Source organism: Ruegeria sp. D1(2025), from assembly GCF_056536425.1.
Genome location: NZ_JBQFPO010000002.1, coordinates 36585 through 58099, shown reverse-complemented (window position 1 = coordinate 58099; position 21515 = coordinate 36585). Strand labels below are relative to the sequence as shown.

Here is a 21515-nt window from a genome sequence, read left to right as displayed (position 1 = left end):
CTACGCGGCCTCTCCCGCCACACCGGCCATCAACAGGCCCAGTTCTTTTTCATCTGTCTCATGGGGCAGACGTTCGCCCATGATATGTCCGTCAAACATCACCGCAATCCGGTCGGACAAAGAGAAGATCTCTTCCAGCTCGACCGAGACCAGCAGGATTGCCTTACCCTGATCGCGCAGGGCGACGATCTGTTTGTGAATGAATTCGATCGCACCAATATCCACACCGCGTGTGGGCTGGCCGACCAGCAGCAGGTCGGGGTTGCGCTCGATCTCGCGGGCAACGACGATTTTCTGCTGGTTTCCGCCCGAGAAGCTTTTGGCTGTCAGCCACGGGTTCGGTGGGCGAACGTCGAATTTCTCGATCTTGGCCTCGGTATCTGCCCGAAGGGCAGCGTTGTCCATGAAAATGCCGCGCTTGTAGGCGGGGTCACGGTGATAGCCGAAGGCGACGTTTTCCCAAGCGTGGAAATTCATGATCAGACCTTCGCGCTGCCGGTCTTCGGGGACATGCGCGATGTGCTGATCGCGGCGCGCGCGCCCGTCCGAACCCGGCCCGCTCAGCGCCAGCGGGGTGCCGTTCAGCTTGATGGACCCCTGCCCCGGTCGCATTCCGCCCAGAACTTCCAGCAATTCGGACTGACCATTGCCAGCAACACCGGCGATGCCGACGATCTCACCGGCACGGATCGTCAGATCAATACCTTTGACGCGCTCGACACCCGCCTGATCGCTCACCCGCAGATTCTCGATCTCCAGCACCGGTTTGCCGGGCTGGGCGGGCACTTTATCGACTTGCAGCAGGACCTTCCGGCCAACCATCAGCTCGGCCAGTTCCTCGGGGCTGGTGTCGGCAGTCTTGACCGTCGCAGTCATCTGCCCGCGGCGCATGACCGAGACCGTATCGGTGTTCTCCATGATCTCACGCAGCTTGTGCGTGATCACGATGATGGTCTTCCCCTCGGCCCGCAGACGGTCAAGGATGCGGAACAGCTGATCGGCCTCAGCCGGGGTCAGAACGCCGGTCGGCTCGTCCAGAATCAAAATCTCGGCCTTGCGATACAGGGCTTTCAGGATTTCGACACGCTGTTGCATGCCCACGCCGATCTCGTCGATGCGTTTGTCCGGATCCACGAACAGTTCGTACTCTTCTTCCAGCGCTTTCAGTTCCTTGCGCGCCTTGGACAAAGACGGGGCCAGCAGCCCGCCGTCTTCAGCGCCCAGAACAATGTTCTCCAGAACGGTGAAATTCTCGACCAGTTTGAAGTGCTGGAACACCATCCCGATCCCCGAGGCAATCGCGGCCTGGCTGTCAGGGATTTCGGTCTTTGTCCCGTTGATCCAGATCTCGCCTTTGTCGGCTTTGTAAAACCCGTATAGGATGCTCATCAGCGTGGATTTGCCCGCACCGTTTTCACCGATGATCCCGTGGATCGTGCCGGGGGCGACGCTGATGGAAATGTCTTTGTTGGCCTGAACCGGCCCAAAGGCTTTGGAAATCCCTTTGAGCTCAATGGCGGGGACGGTCATGTCTTGCCCTCAATTGCCGAAGGGCCGCGTAGTCAAACAGCGGCAGAGTGAGTTGGGACGGGAGATAAAATCCCCCGTCCCATGCGATATCAGAACTGCAGCGCCGGGCAGCTGTCGTTCTCGTAGTAGCTGACAACAGAGATGTCCCCGTCGATGATGCCACGACGTGCAGCTTCTACGGCATCAGCCATCTGGGGGTGTACCAGTTCGCGGTTGTTATCGTCGATTGCGACACCAACTCCGTCTTCGGCCAGACCCATGGCGAATACGCCGGTTTCAAGGTCTTCACCCGCTTTCATCGCTTCATAAACAGCAACGTCCACGCGTTTCAGCATCGATGTCAGAACCTTGCCCGGGTGCAGGTGGTTCTGATTGCTGTCCACACCGATCGACAGGATGCCTTCGTCCGCCGCAGTTTGCAGAACACCAACACCGGTGCCGCCGGCAGCCGCATAGATCACATCAGCGCCCTGGCTGATCTGGGCTTTGGTCAGTTCCGAACCCTTTACAGGGTCGTTCCAGGCGGCCGGGGTGGTGCCGGTCATGTTGGCTACCACGTTGATGTCCGGGTTCACAGCCTTGGCGCCCTGTGCATAGCCGCAACCGAAGTGGCGGATCAGCGGAATGTCCATGCCGCCGATAAAGCCGACGGTGCCGGACTTGGACGCCATCGCGGCCATCATGCCGACCAGATACGAGCCTTCATGTTCGGCAAAGCCGATCTGACGGATGTTCGGCGCGTCCAGCCAGGTTACGTCAACCGCGACGAACTTGGTGTCCGGATAGTCGCCTGCAACAGCAGACAGCGGATCGGCCATTGCAAAACCCATGGTGATGATCGGGTTGGCACCGGCTTCGGCAAAGCGGCGCAGGGCCTGCTCGCGCTGGGCTTCGGACTGAAGCTCGATCTCGCGGTAGGTACCGCCGGTCTGATTGGCCCAACGTGACGCGCCGTTATGGGCCGCTTCGTTGAACGATTTGTCGAACTTACCACCCAGGTCAAAGATCAGGGCCGGTTCTGCAATTGCGGCACCCGCTGTCATCGCGACTGCGGCTGCGGCACCCATCAAGGATTTCATCAGGGTCATTGGTTACTCCCGTTTTGTTTTTTTGTCGGCTGGAGCCAAGATAGCCCCCTTTACCCACTCAGAGCGAGCATAACTGTTGTGATGGCGGGAATTAAGGCCGTTTGCAACAGCCATGGTCAACCGCTAATTTGACCAATCGGTAAAAAACTTGCCTGCCTTCAGATCAGGCGGCATTCCATTTGGATTGCATCGAGCTTCTGATTGTTTTCATGAAGGTAATACCCCTTACGCAGGCCGCAGACCTTGTAACCACAGCTCTGATAAAGGGAAATTGCCGGCAAATTGTCGGCCGCTACGTCTAGAAAAGTATGAGTGGCACCCAGTTTTTTTGCCTTGTTGTGCCAGTCTTTCATGCATTGCCTTGCAAGCCCCTGCCTTTGATAGGCCGGGTGAGTTGCAATCGTCAAAAGCTCCGCCTGATCGGCAATAACCTGAATGACGGCAAATGATCGTTCATTTCCAACAACATGCGTGAATCTGTTTTCCAGAAGATCACAAAACTCCTGGGCGCTCCACGGGCGGGCTCGGGTAAAAGCCGCGGCATGCGTCCTTGCAAGATCCTGCGGTTTCATTCGTCCAGCAACACCGGAGGCAGATCTTTCGACGGGGCCGCATCGGCCGCACGGATATAGAGCGGCGCTGGTGCCCCTGATACAGACTGCCAGCGACGCGACGTAATCCGGGCAATCGCGCGGGCTTGCAAATCCGCGTTGTCGTTCAGAACCAGGGCTCCAAACGTTTCTGCCGTCTCTTGGCCGATCAGTTCCGGGCCAGAATCATGCAAGGAAACATAAACCTGCTCTCGCGGCGCGCGAATCGCAGGGATGCTGCCCTGAGGCGCAAATTCGGCCAGAGCATCGAATCCCGTCACGCCGACAGCCGGAATTCCCAGGCCCAGCGCCAAACCGCGCGCGGCAGAAACCGAGATTCGGATTCCGGTGAAATTGCCCGGACCTATGCCAACGCCGATCGCATCCAAATCCGCCCAAGTACACCCGCCCAGGGCCAGAACCTCGTGCAGCAGCGGCATCAGGCGTTCCGCCTGGCCGCGCGTCATGGGTTCAGCGCAGGAGGTCACGATTTCGCCGTCCCGCAACAAAGCGGCCGCGCAATGCGCGGCCGATGTGTCGAATGCCAGTATGGTCGGATCAGACGGCAACCGGGCGCACCTCGGTCACTTCGGGGATGTAGTGACGCAGCAGGTTCTCGATCCCCATTTTCAGGGTAAGTGTCGACGATGGGCAGCCCGCACAGGCGCCTTGCATATGCAGATATACGACCCCACGGTCAAAGCCGTGAAAGGTGATGTCCCCACCATCCTGCGCCACGGCCGGACGCACGCGGCTGTCCAGCAGGTCTTTGATCTGATTGACGATTTCCGCGTCCTCGCCGGTATGTTCGGCGTGCCCCGAAGCGGTTGCGGCGTCTGCGCCCATAACCGGCTGACCGGACTGGTAGTGTTCCATCACCGCGCCCAGAATTGCGGGCTTGATGTGATCCCACTGCACGTCGTCAGACTTCGTGACTGTTACAAAATCATTGCCGAAGAAAACTCCGGTAACGCCGTTCACCTCAAAGATCCGCTTGGCCAAGGGTGACTTCTGGGCAGCTTCGGCCGTTGGGAAGTCTGCCGTACCCGCTTCCAGAACGGTTTGGCCGGGCAGGAATTTCAATGTTGCAGGGTTGGGCGTCGATTCGGTTTGAATGAACATGGCGCGGCTCCGGTTGGGTTGTACCTGATATGCGGGCAGGCGCCGTGGAAGTCAAGATTTGGAACGATTCTAAATCGTACTGGCAAAATCGACCGCATCCTCCAGCCGGTCATCCCCCCAGAACAGCTCGTCGCCTGCTACAAAACTGGGCGCCCCGAACAGGTCCAGGGCCTGAGCGCGCTTGGACTGCTCGAACAAAGCTTCCTTGATAGCCGGATCCTTTGATCGCGCAATCATATCGCTGCGCAACCCGGCAACGACAAGACAATCAGCCAGCACGCTTTCGTCCGAGATTGTGCGCCCGTCGGCAAATTCTGCTTGGTACACAGCGCGCACAAATGCCGCTTTTTGGTCCTGATCCTCGATGGCCAGAACCAGCCGGGCGGCCAGAACTCCGTTTTGGGGAAAAGGGTTCGGATGCACGAAAGCCAACCGGCGCTTTTTGCACAGACGTTCCATGTCACGCCACATGTAGCGCCCTTTGGCGGGATAGATATTGAACGGAGAATTGTCCCATCCCTGCGCGGCGAAAATCGGGCCCAGAAGAAAGGGCTGCCAATCCACGGCAACCCCTTTTTGCGCCGCCACCTGTTCAACCCGCATCGCACTGAGATAGGAATAGGTCGAAGCAAATTCGAACCAGAATTGGATACGGCGGGTCATGTTGGGGCCTCAGGTAATAGCTTCCAGCTTTTCCTTGCTCAGATCCCCGGGCACGATGGTGATCGGGATCGGAAGACTGCCGGAATTGCGTGTCAGTTGCGTCACCAGCGGACCGGGCCCTTTCTTTTCGACGCCCGCACCCAGAACAAGTACCCCGATTTCAGGGTCCGACTGGACATGTTCAATGATCTGCGGCACCGGATCGCCTTCGCGGATGGCCAGTTCGGGTTCGATACCCTGCTTGTCGCGCATCCATTTCGCAAACACCTCGAAATGTGCGTGAATGCGCTCGCGCGCTTCTTCCCGCATGACTTCCGCCACACCGATCCAGTGGTTGAACTCATCCGGAGGGATGACCGACAGAACCGTTACCCCTCCGCCGGTATGCGCCGCACGCATTGCCGCGAAACGCATGGCATTCAGGCATTCGCGGCTGTCGTCAAGTATGACCAGGAACTTACGCATTTGTATCCTCTTTTGTTTCCGGGATCATGCCCGACAGTGGGGATACTGGCAACTCGGAAGCGCGCCGCATTGACGTGTTAGCGGTTGCTGGTGGCCCAATCCCAATACAACTCACGGGCGCGGCGGGAAATCGGGCCGACCTGATACCGGGTATCTTCCAGTGCCGTGACCGGTGTGACCTTGTTCATGTTCCCGGTCATGAACACTTCGTCAGCGTTGTGGAAGTCATCAAAGCTCAGGATGGCTTCGTGCACAGTGACGCCGTCCGCCCTCAGGTTCTTGATATGACGGGCGCGCGTGATCCCGGCCAAAAAGGTTCCATTTGGGGTGGGTGTGAACACCTCGCCGTCGCGAACCATGAAAATGTTGGCCGTTGCGGTTTCCGCCACATGTCCAAGGGCGTCGGTGACAAGCGCATTTGAAAACCCTTTTCCGCGCACCTCCTGCAACATCCGGGCGTTGTTGGGGTAAAGACAGCCGGCCTTGGCGTTCACGACTGCGGATTCCAAAACCGGGCGACGGAATCGTGTGGTGCCCAGCGTTGCCGACGCGGTCTCGGGCGCCATTGGAATTTCTTCCAGACAGACCGCAAAACCGGTGCTGTTTTCCTGCGGTACGATCGCGGTCGCGTCGCCATCGATACCCCAGTACATCGGACGGATATAGACAGCGGCATCGGGGCTGTAGCTTTTCAAGCCTTCGCGGACGATCCCGATCATTTGATCAGTGGTTACGAATGGCGTCAGCATAAGCGCCTCGGCCGAGCGATTCACGCGGGCACAATGCGCCTCAAGATCCGGGGCCATGCCATCAAAATACCGCGCCCCGTCAAAAACGGACGATCCCAGCCACGCACCGTGATCGGCCGCGCGCATGATCGGGGCATCCCCGTCATGCCACTGACCCTCGAAATAGGTACGGATATTCTTGCCGACTGCCATGGCGCCCTCCCTAGCTTTTGGCAAACCTAGGAAGGCGTTGAGGCAACGTCCAGCGTAATCAGCCCTGTTTGGCGCCGACCATGCCCACGATTTCGTAGGTCTGCTGCAGGATCGGAGATGCAATCGCGCGGGCCTTCTCGGCGCCCCGTGCCAAAATCTGGTCGATCTCGGCCTCTTCGCCCATCAGTCGGGCCATCTCGGACGAGATCGGCGCCAGCTTCGACACCGCCAGTTCGGCCAGCATCGGTTTGAACTCGCCAAACTGCTTGCCGCCTGCTTCGGCCAGAACCTGCTCGGCAGTCTGGTCGCTGAGGGCGGCATAGATGTTTACCAGATTGCGCGCCTCCGGGCGTTCTGCCAGCCCGTCGATCTCGGACGGCAGCGCATCCGGGTCTGTCTTGGCCTTGCGAATCTTCTTGGCGATCGCGTCGGCGTCATCGGTCATGTTGATCCGGGTCATGTCGGACGGATCCGAAGACGACATCTTGCGCGTTCCGTCGCGCAGGTTCATCACGCGCGGCGCAGCACCACCGATGACCGGTTCGGTCACAGGGAAGAAATCCACTCCATAGTCGTGATTGAACTTGATCGCGATGTCACGGGTCAGTTCCAGATGCTGTTTCTGATCCTCTCCCACAGGCACATGGGTTGCGTGATAGGTCAGAATGTCCGCCGCCATCAGCGCAGGATAGGCAAACAGACCCAGCGAGGCGTTTTGCGCATTCTTACCCGCCTTGTCCTTGAACTGCGTCATCCGCTGCATCCAGCCCATCCGGGCGATACAGTTGAAGATCCACGCAAGCTGCGTGTGTTCGGCCACCTGGCTCTGGTTGAAAAGGATCGACTTTTCCGGATCAAGACCGGCGGCGATGAAACCCGCGCAGACTTCGCGGGTCTTTTCGCGCAGACGCTCCGGGTCTTGCCAGACGGTGATCGCGTGCAGGTCGACCATGCAATAGATGGTCTCGAACTCAGGGCCCTGCATATCCACAAAACGCTTGAGCGCACCGAGGTAGTTGCCAAGGTGCAGGTTTCCCGAAGGCTGGATGCCGGAAAACACGCGCGGCGTGAATTGAGTTTCGGTCATCGAAGGGAACTCCCGTCTGGAAAAATCGGCCCCCGTCGCTTACCCATGAGGTCAAGGGACGTCAACAGCCGCGAAAGGCCCGCCCAATGAGCAGCGAACAATATACACCTGCCGTGAACCCTCTGCCGCCTGTCGTTGTGGCGCTGGTGTTGTTCATCATGGGGATTGAACTGGCGTTTTCCCTTGGTACGCGCGGGATCGTCGGCGGACCTTCGGCTGTCGGATGGCGGCTGGACGCGCTGCAAAGCTATGCCTTCTCGCCGGACATATTCGACTGGATGGTTCAAAACGGGCGGTGGCCCTTCGAACATGTTGTCCGGTTCGTGACCTATCCCTTTGTCTCGGCCAATTTCACGCAGGCCATTTTTGTCTGCGTGTTCGTGCTGGCCATGGGCAAAATGGTGGCTGAGGTGTTTGGCGGCTTTCCCATGCTGTTGATCTTTGTGCTGTCAGGTGTCGGCGGTGCACTGGCCTATGCGCTGATCCTGGATCCACGCTACCCGCTGGTCGGCGGGTTCCCACCGGTCTACGGTCTGATCGGCGCGTTCACATGGCTGCTGTGGCGCAAACTGTCGCTGGTCGGCGAAAACCAGTCACGCGCTTTCAGCCTGATTGCCGTGCTGATGGGCATCCAACTGCTGTTCGGCCTGCTGTTTGGCGGCACGTCCGACTGGGTCGCCGATCTGGGCGGGTTTGCCACCGGCTTTGGCCTGTCATTCTTTTTGGCCCCGGGCGGATGGGCCCGGATTGTCGGGCGCATCCGGCGCGACTGACGGATCAGGACCGGCGCAAGGCGCGCCTGAATTCCGATACTTCAAAAGCCCGCAACAGGTGGCCCAGCGCGAAATAGGTGATCGCGGCAATCGCAATCAGCAGGAACAGGGCCGGATAACGCCATCCTGGCAGGGCAAAGACCCAGCCGAACAGGTGCAGCGCAACAAACAACACAACGCCCATTCCAACCGAAGCCGCGACGATTCGCCAAGCACGGCGCTTGAAGCGGGCGTCAAAGCGGGCCTCTTCCCCCATCCGGCGTGCGCCGATGGCCAGAAGCGCCACCATCGCCCACCCGGCAGCCGAAGCCGCAATGGCGGGCGCGATCCAGCCCACAACCGGATACAGGCCAAAGGCCAGGGCAGCATTCACGATCATGGCCACCACAGCGTAGTGAAACGGCGTGCGGGTGTCTTCACGGGCAAAAAACAGCGGTTGCAGCAGTTTTTGCAGCATGAAGGCTGGCAGGCCGACCCCGTAAATCGCAACGGCCAGCGCCGTGGCGGCTGTGTCTTCGGGGCCGAACTGGCCCCGTTCGAACAGCACCGACACCAGCGGCGTGGGCATGATCACAAACGCCACGGTCGATGGAATGGTCAGCAGCAGCGTGAATTCGCCCGCACGGGAGAAGGCGTTGCGCGCGCCGTCCTTGTCGTCCGCGCGCAAGCGGCGCGAAAGATCGGGCAGCAAAACGATGCCCACCGCAATGCCCACGACGCCCAGCGGCAGCTGATACAGCCGGTCCGCGGCAAACAACCAGCTGACGGCTTTTTCGGTTTTCGACGCCACCAACTGGCCCACCACCAGGTTGACCTGCGTCACGCCCATCGCCAATGCAGCAGGAACCGCGACACGGACCAGATTGCGCATCTCAGGGCTGAGCTTGGGAAGCCCGGGACGAATACGGATACCTGCGCGCTCGGTTGCGACCCAGACCAGCGCCAACTGTGCGACACCGGCCGCCGGAATGACCGCCAGCAGCCAGCGGATGACTTCGCCCCCGGATACAGCACCAAGAATAAGGGCCGAACAGGCAAAGATGTTCAGCAACACCGGCGCGGCCGCAGCGGCGGCAAACCGGCCCGTCGCGTTCAGGACGCCAGAAAACAAGGCCGCCAGCGACATGAACAGGATGTAGGGGAAGACGATATACCCATAATCCACCGCCAGATCGAAACGTTCGTCGCCATAGAAGCCCTCGGCCGTGACCCAGACCAGCGCGGGCATGAAGACCATGGCGAGGCCGACCAGCGCCAACACAGCCAACGCCAGCAGGTTGAAGGCGTCCTGCGCAAACTCTTGTGCGTTCTCGCCGCCCTCAAGGCGCTTTGAGAACATCGGAACAAACGCTGCGTTGAACGCGCCTTCGGCGAAGAAGCGGCGGAACATGTTGGGCAGGCGGAAGGCCGCGACAAATGCATCCATGACCGGTCCCGGACCAATATAGGCCGCCAGAAGGATTTCGCGCAGAAATCCAAGGATGCGGCTGGCAAGCGTCCAGAAGCCGACCGTGAACAGGCCCGAAAACAGGCGGATCTGCTTCATGAGGCCGCGCGCTCGGCGCCTTCGGAGATCGCTTTGCGCAGCTTGGCTTCCAGCCCGCGCTGTTTGCTTTCCGAATAGTATTTCAACCCGAACATATCCTTGACATAGAAGGTGTCGACCACCTGTTCGCCGTAGGTCGCGATCACAGCATTGGCGATATACACGTTGGATGCCGCTAGGGTTCGGGTCAGGTCGAACAGCAAACCGGGGCGGTCGCGGGTATCGACCTCGATGATCGTGTAAATTTCAGACCCGTCATTGTCGAACATGATGTGGGTCGGAACGTTGAAGGCGCGTTCGCGTTTCTTGATCTTGTCCCGCGATTTCAGCGCATCGCGCGCCACCACCTCACCCTTGAGGGTTTTGTGGATCATCTGGGTCAGGCGCGGCAGGCGGCTGGCTTCGAATGGGTGGCCTTCGGCATCCTGTATCCAGAACGCATCGGTCACATAGCCGTCCTTGGTCGTATAACTGCGTGCATCCACGACGTTGGCCCCGACCAGCGCCAGCGCGCCGGCGATCCGCGCGAAAATTCCGGGGTGATCGCCCATGGCGAAACAGGCGCGGGTGGCATCGCGGTCTTCGTCCGGGTGCAGGCGGATTTCCATCGCTCCGGGGTCGCCGCTGGTTTCCAAAGCCTGCAGCATCTCGGCAAATTCGATGTGGGTCGAAAGATTGAGACCCTGCCAGTAAGGATCGTAGTGCCGTCCGGTTTCGGTTTTCAGGTCGGCCTTGGACCAGTCGTCCAGCGCAACCCGCAGTGCCTTCTTGGCCTCGGCCCCGCGGTTGGCCCGGTTCAGATCCTCCATCCCCGTTTCCAGCGCGCGTTTTGTTTCGGCATGCAGCGCGCGCAACAGGGTAGCCTTCCAGTTGTTCCATGTATCTGGGCCGACGCCGCGAATGTCACAAACCGTCAGCACCGTCAGAAGGTCCAGCCGTTTGACTGTCTGCACCGCCTTGGCAAAATCGCGCACCGTGCGCGGGTCGGAGATATCGCGTTTTTGTGCCATGTCCGACATCAGCAGGTGATAACGCACAAGCCATTCGACCGTTTCGGTGTCTGACTTGTTCAACCCGAGACGCGGCGCAATCTTGCGGGCCATCTGGGCGCCGAGAATCGAGTGATCTTCAGGCCGCCCCTTGGCAATGTCATGCAACAGCAGCGCCACATACAGAACCTTGCGATTGACGCCCCCTTTCAGGATCGACGAGGCGAGCGGCAGCGATTCAACCAACTCTCCGCGTTCGATCTGCGCCAGGTTGACGATGCACTGTATGGTGTGCTCGTCCACCGTATAGCTGTGATACATATTGAACTGCATCATCGCCACGATAGGCTCGAACTCGGGCAGGAAGGCCGACAACACACCAAGCTCATTCATCCGGCGCAGGGCGCGTTCCGGGTTGCCGTGTTTCAGCATCAGATCGAGGAAGATGCGCTGCGCCTCTTTGTCATTGCGCATTTCATCGTCGATCAGATGCAGGTTGGCCGTGACCAGGCGCATTGCATCCGGGTGGATCAGCATCCCGGTCCGCAACCCCTCCTCAAACAGACGCAGCAGGTTCAGTTTGTCAGACAGAAACTTGTCCGGGTCACCAACATCCAGCCGGCCATGCACCACCGTGTAGCCTGATTTGACACGGCGGCGGCGGCGAAAGATGCGTTCCAGCAGCGGCGCACCTTTTACGTGCGCTGCCTCCAGCTTGGTCAGAAAGATCCGCGTCAGTTCTCCGACCCGCGTTGCTTCGCGGAAATATCGCTGCATGAACACCTCGACCGCACGCCGACCGGCGCGGTCCTGATAGCCCATGCGGTCGGCAACCTCGACCTGCAGATCAAAGGTCAGCTGCTCGGTCGCGCGACCCGTGATCAGATGCAGATGCGACCGGACAGCCCACAGGAACTCCTCGGCCTCGACAAAGCCCTTGAATTCATCAGGTGTAAACAAGCCAAGCGGAACAAGCTCGGCCACGTCGTGAACGCCATAGATGTACTTGGCGATCCAGTACAATGACTGCAAATCGCGCAGACCCCCTTTACCCTCTTTCACATTGGGCTCGACCATATATCGCTGGCCCTGCTTGAGGTGTCGTGCGTCCCGCTCTTGCAACTTGGCTTCGATGAATTCACGCTCGCTGCCCTTGAACAGGTCGGCTTTCAGGCGCTCTTCCAGCCCCGTCGCCAATTCCCTGTCCCCGGCAAGGTACCGCTGCTCGAGCATCGAAGTGCGGATCGTGAAATCATCCGCCCCCAAACGCAGGCAATCCCGGATCGTGCGCGATGAATGCCCGACCTTCAATCGCAGATCCCAAAGGATGTAGAGCATGGATTCGATCACGCTCTCGGCCCACGCGGTGATCTTGTAGGGGGTCAGAAACAGCAGATCGACATCGGATGAAGGGGCCATCTCGCCCCGGCCATACCCTCCGACCGCCAGAACCGCGATCTTTTCACCCTGGGTCGGATTGGCCAACGGGTGAAGATATCTGCCGGAGACCAGCATCGCGGTTCCGACCAACTGGTCCGTCAGGTAGGTGTACGATCGCGTCAGTGGTCGCGCGGCAAAGGGTTGCTCCGCAAACGCATTGGCGATGGCCGTGCGTCCGGCCTTCTGCGCATCACGCAAAACGCGCACGGTTTCCGCGCGCATTTCAGCATTGTCATTGCAGTTATCGAAGGCTTCGGACAAACGGGCACTGACGCCCTCGCTGTCAAAAATCTCGTTTGCCGGGCAGATCAGGCTGCCTTCAGGCTCAGAGACCGGCGCCTGCAAAGCTTTGTGGAGCAGGGTCAATCACAACCACCTGTTTGTTCTGGATCGTGGCAACCGCCAGACCACGTTCATTTGTTCCGTTCGATCGCAGACGGAAGATGCCGCCAACGCCCTGAAACCCAGCGTTCTGGGTCAGGGCGGCACCTGTCAGCGCGTCCGATTTCCCCTGCCCGACCAATGCGCCGATGGCCGCGATGCCATCATAGGCCAAACCGCTGATCGGGTGCGGTGCCTCGCCATAGGTCGCATTGTACCGCTGGCGATAGGCTTGTGCCTTTGCCGGATCCGGCAAGGCAAACCAGCCGCCCTGCACACCCGGCAATTCCAGTGTTTGCGGCGGAATATCCCAGCGTGTCAGCCCGATGAATTGCGTCGTGGCCGGGGAAATGCCGGCTTCGGGCAGCAGCTGGCTGAACAGCGGCAAGGCACCGGCGGTGGTCGCCGTCAGAAAGATCGAATCGGCCCCAGTTGCATCGACCGTCGCCTTAATCGTGGGAACCGAGCCGATGACGCCCTGCTGCGAGCGGTCAAATCCAACCGAACCCGCATTGTTGACCCGGCTTGTGCTGAGGGCCGAAATAATGGCGGTTTGGCCCTGCTGACCTGCCCCATCGTTACTGTGAACGACGACCATTCCGGTTTTGCCCTGCTGGGCCGCGTAATTCACCAGCCGACCAGCCGTGTTTTCAAAGGTCGGTCCCAGCACAAACACGTTTCCACCGGCGACGCTGGTGTTGTTGGAAAAGGACAGAACATTGATGCTTTTGTCCAGAACGGCCAAACCGGCGGCATTGGCTGCCTGCGCGTAAACCGGGCCGATGATGATCTTCGCACCGTCATCCACGGCCTGTTTGGCCACCGTGCCGGCGATACCCGCGTTTCCTGCAGTGTCATAAACCCGAAGATCAATCTGCACATTCTGAAGATCAGCCATGGCCAGACGGGCGGCGTTTTCAAGGCTTTGGGCCAATGCCGCATCCCCCGATTGCGCCGATCCGCGTGGAACCAGTAGGGCGACAGGCACCGGTTTGGATGCGTTGATCGAAGGACCCCCGCCCAGACCGCCGGGCTCACAAGCGGCCAGAAGCGCGGCAGTGGCGAGGACTACGGCGGATTTCGCCAACTTGCGAACGGGCTTGCAAACGGTAAACATCTAAATGAAAACTCCCTGATCCGGCGGCTTGGAACGCTGCTATTCTATTGAGCCGCGATAATAAACGTCATGCAGTGAGGGTCCAGCTTTGAATTTCCAGAAGGTCAGATTAGGCGCGGGATTGTATTTTGTTGCCACTCCGATCGGAACGGCGCGCGACATCACGCTCAGGGCGCTGGATGTACTGGCCTCGGCTGACATGATCGCCGCCGAAGACACCCGCAGCCTGCGGCGCCTGATGGAAATTCATGGAATCCCCTTGGAAGGGCGGCGCATTCAGGCCTACCACGACCACAGCAGTGCAGGCGCGCGCCAGAAAATCCTGGACGCGCTGGCGCAGGGATTGTCGGTGGCCTACGCATCCGAAGCCGGGATGCCGCTGATTGCCGACCCCGGCTACGATCTTGGACGACAGGCGGCCGAGGCCGGGCATTCCGTGACCTGTGCCCCCGGACCTTCTGCGGCTCTGATGGCCTTGACGCTTGCCGGTTTGCCCACGGATGCGTTCTTTTTTGCAGGCTTTCTTCCCAATGCCTCGGGCGCGCGCCGCAGCCGGATCGAGGCGCTGCGCGACATACCCGGTACGCTGGTGTTCTACGAATCACCAAAGCGCGTCGCCGCCAGCCTGTCCGATCTCGCAGAGGGTCTTGGACCCGACCGTCAGGCCGCGCTGTGCCGCGAACTGACCAAGAAATTTGAAGAGGTCCGGCGCGGCACGCTTGGGGATCTGGCCGAAGCCTATCGCGGCGAAACCGTAAAGGGCGAAGTTGTCTTGCTGGTTGATCGCGGCCATTCGCAAAACATTAAGGACTCTGACGTAGAAGAGGCTCTGAAAAGAGCCTTGGAAACCCATTCGGTTCGGGACGCGGCTGATCTTGTCTCGCAGATGTTCAAACTGCCGCGCCGCCCCCTCTATCAGAAGGCTCTGAAACTCGGGAAGGAGTGAAATGGCCAGTCGTTCGGTCAGGGGGTCAGTTTCCTACCACGCGGGTCAGTCTGCGGAACTGTGCGTCGCGGCTGATTATGAGCGGCGTGGTTTCACAATCACTCACCGTCGCTGGCGCGGGGCCGGTGGTGAGATCGACCTGATTGCACGCGATGCGGACGGTATCGTCTTCATAGAAGTCAAGAAAAGCAGCAGTTTTGAAAAGGCCGCAGCGCGGATCAGCCCCCGCCAGATCAGCCGAATCTACACCTCCGCAGCCCAGTTTCTGGAGCATGAACCCAATGGGCAACTGACGAATGTCCGCTTTGACGCGGCTCTGGTCGACGCGAGCGGAGCGGTTCAAATCATCGAAAACGCCTTCGGTCAGGTTTGATCGCCATTGAACCCCCTGCCCCTCTGCGCCATGTATCAGGCGAGAAAACGAGGGATACGCCATGAAAATCGCCTTTCAGATGGACCCAATCGGGACCGTGGACATCAATGCAGACAGTTCGTTCAGGCTGGCGGAAGAGGCACAGGCCCGCGGACATCAGTTGTTTTTCTACGGACCCGATCAACTGGCTTATCAGGAAGGTCGCATTACAGCCCTTGGCCGGGACATGACGGTACAGCGCGTTCCCGGCGATCCTGCGGTTCTGGGGCCAGAACGCGAAGTGGATCTGGCCGAATTCGACGTGATCTGGCTGCGTCAGGACCCACCGTTCGACATGCACTACATCACCTCCACGCACCTGTTGGACCGCCTGAACGGGCACGCCCTTGTGGTGAATGATCCCTTCTGGGTGCGCAACTACCCGGAAAAACTTCTGGTTCTGGATTTTCCTGACCTGACCCCGCCAACCACAATCGCGCGGGATCTGGAGACAATCAAAACCTTCAAGGAAAAACATGGCGACATCATCCTGAAGCCGCTCTACGGCAACGGCGGCGCCGGTGTGTTCCGCCTGGATACCAATGACCGCAACCTGACCTCGCTGCATGAACTTTTCACGGGCTTTTCGCGTGAACCTCTGATCGTGCAGAAATTCCTGCCCGATGTCCAAAACGGCGACAAACGCGTGATTCTGGTGGACGGGGAACCGGTTGGTGCCATCAACCGCGTTCCAGCAAAGGGCGAGACACGGTCCAACATGCATGTTGGCGGCCGGCCAGAAAAGATCGGCTTGTCCGACCGGGATCTTGAAATCTGCGCCAAGATCGGTCCGCTGCTGAAGGAAAAAGGCCAGGTGTTTGTCGGCATCGACGTGATCGGCGACTACCTGACTGAGATCAACGTCACCTCGCCCACCGGTATTCAGGAACTGGAACGGTTCGACGGGGTCAACGTCGCAGGCAAAATCTGGGACGCAATTGAGGCAAAGCTCTAGGCCATCGTCCGGGCGCTGATGCGAAAGCTCAGCGCTTCGGCCACATGGGGTTTGCGGATGTCAGGCGCGCCGTCGAGATCCGCAATCGTGCGCGCAACGCGCAGGATACGGTGGAACGCGCGGGCTGACAGTCCAAACCGTTCGGCCGCTTTCAACAGCAACTCCCTGCCTTCGGCGTCCGGCGCAGCAACTTCCTCCAGCAGCGCCCCCTCGATATCAGCGTTTTGACGCACCGACGGGTTTCCCTGAAATCGCGCTGCCTGAATGCCACGCGCCCGTTCCACGCGCGCTGCAACCACAGCCGAACAGTCACCTGACGGCGGCAGATCCAGATCGGTAAACCCGACCGGAGGAACTTCGATTCGCAGGTCAAAACGATCCATCAAAGGACCAGAAATGCGCCCCAGGTAGTCCTCGCCACACATCGGAACCCGCGAACAGGCACGCGCAGGATCGCTCAGATAGCCGCATTTGCATGGGTTTGCGGCCGCTACTAGCATGAACCGGCAAGGGTATTTCACATGGGCATTCGCGCGGGCGACCATGACCTCGCCGGTTTCGATTGGCTGGCGCAAAGTTTCCAGCACGGTGCGCGGAAACTCGGGGAACTCATCCATGAACAGCACCCCGTTATGGGCCAGCGAAATCTCACCGGGTTTGGCACCCTTTCCGCCGCCGACGATGGCCGCCATCGAAGCGGTGTGGTGCGGTTCGCGAAAGGGGCGGCTGCGGTTGATGCCGCCTTCGTCCAGCAAGCCGCACAGGGACTGAATCATTGAGGTTTCCAGTGCTTCGACCGCTGTCAGCGGTGGCAGGATACCGGGCAACCGGGCGGCCAGCATTGATTTGCCCGATCCCGGTGTGCCGATCATGATCAGGTGGTGTCGCCCCGCCGCAGCAATTTCCAGCGCCCGTTTGGCGCGTTCCTGCCCCTTCACATCGCGCAGGTCTCGCGTAATGGGCGCAAGTGTCACTTCGCCGGGCTGCGCGACCTGCAATGGCGACTGACCCGAGAAATGCCGGACCACATCGCCCAGAGATTCGGCGCCGATCACTTGCGTAGCATCAACCCAGGCCGCTTCGGCGCTTGAGGCTTTGGGGCACAACAGGGAACGATCCTCGGCAGCGGCGGTCATGGCTGCGGGCAAGGCGCCGACGACGGGGACCAGCGATCCATCCAGGGACAGCTCGCCCAGCGCAACTGTGCCTTCCGCGGCATCGGCAGGAATGATCTCCAGCGCCGACAGCAGGGCTACGGCAATGGGCAGGTCGAAATGGCTGCCCTCTTTCGGTAGATCGGCGGGGGACAGGTTGATCGTGATCCGTTTGGACGGCAGGGCGATGGCCATTGAACTGAGGGCGCTGCGCACACGATCGCGCGCTTCGGACACGGCTTTGTCCGGCAGGCCTACGATCGAAAAGGCTGGTAACCCCGGTGAAACGGCGCACTGGACTTCGACCGGACGGGCATCAACCCCTTGAAATGCGACAGTGTGGGAGCGGGCAACCATTGTCTTCCTGTTGTTGGTTAACAGGACGTTGCTGCCATGGGTGCGGTTTAGGAATGGTTAACGGCAGTGTTCATTTCCCGACCATCGCCTTGAATTTCGGCCATGCTTCGGGGTCGGCGACCGTCTTGTCCCGACAAAACGCGTTGCAGAACCCCCAACTTGCGCCGTCAAGCTCCAGGAAGTGGGTGGCTACTTTACCGGAATAGGGACAGTTTTTATTGGCGGAGGGGCCGCTTGCAACTGGCCTGGCCTGTGAAACCCCGCCGATGGGCCACGGGATTGAAGAAAGGTCCTGCGCGTAAGGAAAAGGATCGTATTGCACGGTCAACCCCATGGCCCGCCATTGCCTTACGCAAGGGTCCGAGAGCAACTCCAGGCAATAGTCGCGGCTCGCCGAGGACACCGGCAGCCCATAGCCAATGATGCGGGCCGCAACTGGTGTATAGAATACATCTGCCAGAGAATACGCGCCGAACAACGGACCCGAAGCCGCACCGGACACCGAACGGGCGTGATCCCACAATGTTTCGATGCGCTTCAGGTCTGACAGGGTTTCGGGCGAAGGGTCAAAACCCACCCAGCAGTGAAGCAGTTGCATCGGGCATTGGCTGCGTAACGCCGAAAAACCCGACACCATTTCTGTGCAAAGCCAGCGCGCGGTTGCGCGGGCCGCCGGTTCGTTGGGCCACAAGCCTGCCTCGGGGTGCCGTTCAACCAGCGTCTCGGCCATGGCCAGGCTTTCACCAACCACAGTTCCGTCCGGCAAACGCAAGGCCGGCACAAGCCGTGCCGGAGCCAGAGATTTCATGTCTTCGTCCATTGTGCCGGAATACAGACCGATCAAATGGCTTCGATAAGGCAGGCCGAACTTTTCCAGCATCAGCCATCCACGCATGGACCAGCTGGAAAACAGGCGGTCCCCGATATACAGGTCATAAGTCATGCGGCAACGATGCCGCAGGGCTTTGCATCAGTAAATCAGAGAATTGTGGGCACTCTTATCACGGAATGTGATTAATAGACCCAACCGACCATGTGCTGCCGTCCCGCGAAATCCGCGTCACCGACAGATTGTCGATCCGGTGTGAAAATGCCTGTTGCGCATCCAGATCAAGCGCGCGTTGCACCTGTGTCAGGATAACGCCGAAATGGGCGACAATGACCAGATCCGCGCCCGTGTGCGCTGCGATCAGCCGATCAATGGCCCGGTCCACCCTCAGGCGCACGTCGTTCCAGCTTTCGCCACCGGGCGGGCGTATGTCGCCGGGATTGTCCCAATAGGCAAATGCAAGTTCGGGATCTTCCGCCTCGATTTCGGCAAAGGCGCGCATCTCCCAGCGGCCAAAGTTGATTTCCCGCAATTCACGGTGATGCGGCAACCGTCTCCGCGCGCCCTGAATGGCCGTCGCCGTATCCGCCGCACGGGACAAGTCGGATGACACGATCAGAGCATCTGATGGCAGGTGCTCGTGCAACCGGTCAATCGCGGCCTGATCGCTCAGATCAGCAGGCAGATCCGACCAGCCGACCATGGTTTTAGCATGTGTGGGCCCGTGCCTGACAAGAAACAAACGTGTCATGGCAAATGCCCCTTGAGGACCAGCGGCAACCCGGCTGTCACCTGCACGACCAAATCGGCCTGCGCGGCCAGCGCAATGTTCAGACGCCCCTGCGCTTCGCGGAACCGGCGGGCCAGTGCGTTTTCGGGCACGATGCCATGACCGACTTCGTTGGACACGACAACCAGCCGGGCCGGGCAATCGCGCAATGCGTTCAGCAAATCCTCCTGCGCAGATTGCAGATCGGATTCTGCAAGCAAATGGTTGGTCAGCCACATGGTGGCGCAATCGATCAGACAGATCTGATCCGCTGCCAGTTCGGCCAGAACCGGGGCCAGATCCATGGGCGCCTCAATCGTGGTCCAGCCTTCCCCGCGCTGATCCAGATGGCGCTGAACCTTGGCGTGCATCTCGCCATCAAGCACTTGTGAAGTTGCAAGATAAACCCGGCTTTTTGCAGTTGAAACAACCAGTTGTTCCGCAAAGGCCGATTTCCCCGAGGCGGCCCCGCCCAGTACAAAGGTTAAATCGGAGCTCACGGTCCCTACCTTTCAAATGATCCATCTGGTCTTTCTGTGCGTATCGACACCAGGTCGGCATGGCAAGCCCGGCCCGCGCCTGTGAAAGGGGAGATTTGCATGGCACTGGATAACGCAAAAGATTTTTCGATGTCCCGGCAGGCAATGAAAGCCGAGCTGCTGGACGCTGAAACCGAACTTCGGCTGGCTTATGCATGGCGGGATGAACGAGATGAGCAGGCGCTGCATCGCCTGATCACCGCCTATATGCGTTTGGCGATTTCAATGGCCGCCAAGTTCAAGCGCTATGGCGCGCCGATGAATGATCTGATTCAGGAGGCCGGGCTGGGCCTGATGAAAGCCGCCGACAAGTTTGATCCGGACCGCGGCGTGCGCTTTTCGACCTATGCGGTTTGGTGGATCAAGGCCAGCGTGCAGGATTACGTGATGCGAAACTGGTCGATGGTGCGGACCGGATCGACCTCTTCGCAGAAATCTCTGTTCTTCAACATGCGGCGGGTTCAGGCCCGGTTGGAACGTGAAGCAGCGACCGAGGGTATGGAACTGGATCGCCATCAGCTTCACCAGATGATCGCGGCCGAAATCGGTGTCCCGCTGCGCGACGTCGAAATGATGGAGGGGCGTCTGTCCGGTTCAGATTTCTCGCTCAATGCGGTGCAGTCAGCCGATGAAGACGGGCGCGAATGGATCGACGCCCTTGAGGACGATCGCGAGCAGGCCGCTGAAACCGTGGAAAGCCGTCATGACACCGAACAGCTGCGTGAATGGTTGCTGAAAGCGATGCAATCGCTGAATGAGCGCGAGCGTTTCATCGTGCGCGAGCGCAAACTGCGTGAACCTTCCCGGACATTGGAAAGCCTCGGGCAGGAACTGGGATTGTCAAAGGAACGGGTGCGTCAGCTTGAAGCCGCCGCCTTTGTTAAAATGCGTAAGAACCTTGAAGGCCAATCGCGCGAGGTGCAACACTTCATCGCATGAAACATTTTGCGATTCTTGTTTGGGCCCTGATCCTTACCTCTGGGTTGGCGCGACCCGGGCAGGCCGATAGCCTGATCCCCGATGATGTGACGTCCGCCATGCAGGCGGCGGATGTGGTCATACTGGGTGAAATCCACGACAACCCGCGCCATCACATGGTTCAGACCCAGGCGCTTGAGGCAGTTTCGCCTTCTGCCGTAGTTTGGGAAATGGTGACGGAAGAGGGTGCCAAACGTCTGGCTCAGACGGCAGCCTCCGACCCCGAGGAATTGTCACGTATTCTGCAATGGGCCGAGTCTGGCTGGCCGCCGCTCAGCATGTATTACCCCGTCTTCGAGGCAACGGATGCGCCAGTTTACGGGGCGATGGTTCCACGAAAGGCCGCCCGAACTGCCATGGAACGAGGTGCCGCCACGACGTTCGGCGCCGATGCGGCGCGCTACGGTCTGACCGTTCCCCTGTCAGCCGATGATCAGGCCGCGCGCGAGGCCGATCAGCTTGCCGCGCATTGCAATGCGGTTCCGACCGAGATGTTGCCCCAGATGGTTGCGATTCAAAGGTTGCGGGATGCGGTCCTGACCCGAGCGATCCTGCGCGCAAAGGATGAAACCGGCGGGCCGGTCGCGGTTATCACCGGCAACGGCCACGCTCGCAAGGATCGCGGTATTCCGACCTTCCTGTCGCGCCTGAGCCCCGGTCTGAAGGTTTATGTACTGGGCCAGTCCGAAGATGGCGTTATCGATGGCACGTTTGACGCCGTAATCGACAGCCCCGCTGCCGAGCGGGAAGATCCGTGCGAAGCCTTTGGTGTGCAGAATTAACAACTGGAACAACCTGCCTGCGTTGCCTAATGTCGGGGCCGACCGGGACGGGAAGGGCATAT

22 protein-coding genes are annotated in these 21515 nt (G+C 59.7%); 6 read left to right on the top strand and 16 right to left on the bottom strand.

What is annotated here, in order from left to right:
* The 9 genes from ACR1XU_RS05975 to trpS form a co-directional block, all read right to left on the bottom strand.
* On the bottom strand, window positions 1-1530 hold the full coding sequence (locus ACR1XU_RS05975) for an ABC transporter ATP-binding protein (protein ID WP_170615669.1): 1530 nt from the start codon (window positions 1528-1530) through the stop codon (window positions 1-3).
* Between the two features lie 89 nt (window positions 1531-1619).
* A complete protein-coding gene (locus ACR1XU_RS05970) occupies window positions 1620-2618 on the bottom strand; it encodes a BMP family lipoprotein (protein WP_170615671.1) in 999 nt (332 codons plus the stop codon).
* Between the two features lie 158 nt (window positions 2619-2776).
* Window positions 2777-3190 (bottom strand): GNAT family N-acetyltransferase, encoded by a 414-nt coding sequence (locus ACR1XU_RS05965; RefSeq protein ID WP_170681849.1) that lies wholly within the window; start codon window positions 3188-3190, stop codon window positions 2777-2779.
* Entirely contained in the window at window positions 3187-3777 is a 591-nt protein-coding gene (gene tsaB / locus ACR1XU_RS05960; RefSeq protein ID WP_321250336.1) for a tRNA (adenosine(37)-N6)-threonylcarbamoyltransferase complex dimerization subunit type 1 TsaB, read from the bottom strand. Before tsaB ends, ACR1XU_RS05965 begins: the two co-directional genes overlap by 4 nt.
* Window positions 3767-4330 carry a NifU family protein gene (locus tag ACR1XU_RS05955; RefSeq protein WP_321250334.1) on the bottom strand — a complete coding sequence of 188 codons (564 nt, stop codon included), beginning with the start codon at window positions 4328-4330 and terminating at the stop codon, window positions 3767-3769. Before ACR1XU_RS05955 ends, tsaB begins: the two co-directional genes overlap by 11 nt.
* 69 nt (window positions 4331-4399) lie before the next feature.
* Window positions 4400-4993 (bottom strand): DsbA family protein, encoded by a 594-nt coding sequence (locus tag ACR1XU_RS05950; protein ID WP_480904201.1) that lies wholly within the window; start codon window positions 4991-4993, stop codon window positions 4400-4402.
* A gap of 9 nt (window positions 4994-5002) precedes the next feature.
* Window positions 5003-5458 (bottom strand): universal stress protein, encoded by a 456-nt coding sequence (locus tag ACR1XU_RS05945; protein ID WP_170615682.1) that lies wholly within the window; start codon window positions 5456-5458, stop codon window positions 5003-5005.
* A 77-nt stretch (window positions 5459-5535) separates the two neighbouring features.
* Entirely contained in the window at window positions 5536-6399 is an 864-nt protein-coding gene (locus ACR1XU_RS05940; RefSeq protein ID WP_480904203.1) for a branched-chain amino acid aminotransferase, read from the bottom strand.
* Window positions 6400-6457: 58 nt separating this feature from the next.
* A complete protein-coding gene (gene trpS / locus ACR1XU_RS05935; RefSeq protein ID WP_170615686.1) occupies window positions 6458-7486 on the bottom strand; it encodes a tryptophan--tRNA ligase in 1029 nt (342 codons plus the stop codon).
* Window positions 7487-7572: 86 nt separating this feature from the next.
* Here trpS and ACR1XU_RS05930 point away from each other — a divergent pair, with 86 nt between their 5' ends.
* Window positions 7573-8259, top strand: a complete 687-nt coding sequence (locus ACR1XU_RS05930; RefSeq protein WP_480904206.1) for a rhomboid family intramembrane serine protease — start codon at window positions 7573-7575, stop codon at window positions 8257-8259.
* A gap of 4 nt (window positions 8260-8263) precedes the next feature.
* Here the strand turns inward: ACR1XU_RS05930 and murJ are convergent, their stop codons facing one another.
* Genes murJ through ACR1XU_RS05915 form a run of 3 tightly spaced genes read right to left on the bottom strand, consistent with a single transcriptional unit; the run spans window position 8264 to window position 13732 of the window.
* The gene (gene murJ / locus ACR1XU_RS05925) at window positions 8264-9805 is read right to left on the bottom strand and encodes a murein biosynthesis integral membrane protein MurJ (RefSeq protein ID WP_480904209.1); all 1542 of its coding nucleotides are present in this window, start codon (window positions 9803-9805) and stop codon (window positions 8264-8266) included.
* Window positions 9802-12600, bottom strand: coding sequence for a [protein-PII] uridylyltransferase (locus ACR1XU_RS05920; RefSeq protein ID WP_480904212.1), 2799 nt, complete (start codon window positions 12598-12600; stop codon window positions 9802-9804). The genes murJ and ACR1XU_RS05920 overlap by 4 nt, the downstream gene beginning before the upstream one ends.
* The gene (locus ACR1XU_RS05915; RefSeq protein ID WP_170681842.1) at window positions 12560-13732 is read right to left on the bottom strand and encodes a penicillin-binding protein activator; all 1173 of its coding nucleotides are present in this window, start codon (window positions 13730-13732) and stop codon (window positions 12560-12562) included. Before ACR1XU_RS05915 ends, ACR1XU_RS05920 begins: the two co-directional genes overlap by 41 nt.
* 88 nt (window positions 13733-13820) lie before the next feature.
* Here ACR1XU_RS05915 and rsmI point away from each other — a divergent pair, with 88 nt between their 5' ends.
* From rsmI to gshB, 3 genes are all read left to right on the top strand, one after another.
* A complete protein-coding gene (gene rsmI, locus ACR1XU_RS05910; RefSeq protein WP_480904216.1) occupies window positions 13821-14678 on the top strand; it encodes a 16S rRNA (cytidine(1402)-2'-O)-methyltransferase in 858 nt (285 codons plus the stop codon).
* Window position 14679: 1 nt separating this feature from the next.
* A complete protein-coding gene (locus ACR1XU_RS05905) occupies window positions 14680-15051 on the top strand; it encodes a YraN family protein (protein ID WP_170615698.1) in 372 nt (123 codons plus the stop codon).
* A 61-nt stretch (window positions 15052-15112) separates the two neighbouring features.
* Complete coding sequence (gene gshB, locus ACR1XU_RS05900; RefSeq protein ID WP_480915592.1) at window positions 15113-16045, top strand: glutathione synthase; 933 nt, start codon at window positions 15113-15115, stop codon at window positions 16043-16045.
* On the opposite strand, the gene ACR1XU_RS05895 is transcribed toward gshB, so the two are convergent.
* From ACR1XU_RS05895 to cobU, 4 genes are all read right to left on the bottom strand, one after another.
* Window positions 16042-17556 carry a YifB family Mg chelatase-like AAA ATPase gene (locus ACR1XU_RS05895; protein ID WP_480908910.1) on the bottom strand — a complete coding sequence of 505 codons (1515 nt, stop codon included), beginning with the start codon at window positions 17554-17556 and terminating at the stop codon, window positions 16042-16044. The genes gshB and ACR1XU_RS05895 overlap by 4 nt on opposite strands.
* Before the next feature lie 70 nt (window positions 17557-17626).
* Complete coding sequence (locus ACR1XU_RS05890) at window positions 17627-18499, bottom strand: glutathione S-transferase N-terminal domain-containing protein (RefSeq protein ID WP_480908911.1); 873 nt, start codon at window positions 18497-18499, stop codon at window positions 17627-17629.
* Window positions 18500-18557: 58 nt separating this feature from the next.
* Window positions 18558-19136 carry a histidine phosphatase family protein gene (locus ACR1XU_RS05885; RefSeq protein WP_480908912.1) on the bottom strand — a complete coding sequence of 193 codons (579 nt, stop codon included), beginning with the start codon at window positions 19134-19136 and terminating at the stop codon, window positions 18558-18560.
* Complete coding sequence (gene cobU, locus ACR1XU_RS05880) at window positions 19133-19654, bottom strand: bifunctional adenosylcobinamide kinase/adenosylcobinamide-phosphate guanylyltransferase (protein ID WP_480908913.1); 522 nt, start codon at window positions 19652-19654, stop codon at window positions 19133-19135. Before cobU ends, ACR1XU_RS05885 begins: the two co-directional genes overlap by 4 nt.
* Window positions 19655-19753: 99 nt before the next feature.
* Here cobU and ACR1XU_RS05875 point away from each other — a divergent pair, with 99 nt between their 5' ends.
* A complete protein-coding gene (locus ACR1XU_RS05875; protein WP_170615711.1) occupies window positions 19754-20632 on the top strand; it encodes an RNA polymerase factor sigma-32 in 879 nt (292 codons plus the stop codon).
* The gene (locus tag ACR1XU_RS05870; RefSeq protein ID WP_480908914.1) at window positions 20629-21453 is read left to right on the top strand and encodes a ChaN family lipoprotein; all 825 of its coding nucleotides are present in this window, start codon (window positions 20629-20631) and stop codon (window positions 21451-21453) included. The genes ACR1XU_RS05875 and ACR1XU_RS05870 overlap by 4 nt, the downstream gene beginning before the upstream one ends.
* Window positions 21454-21515: the final 62 nt, after the last annotated feature.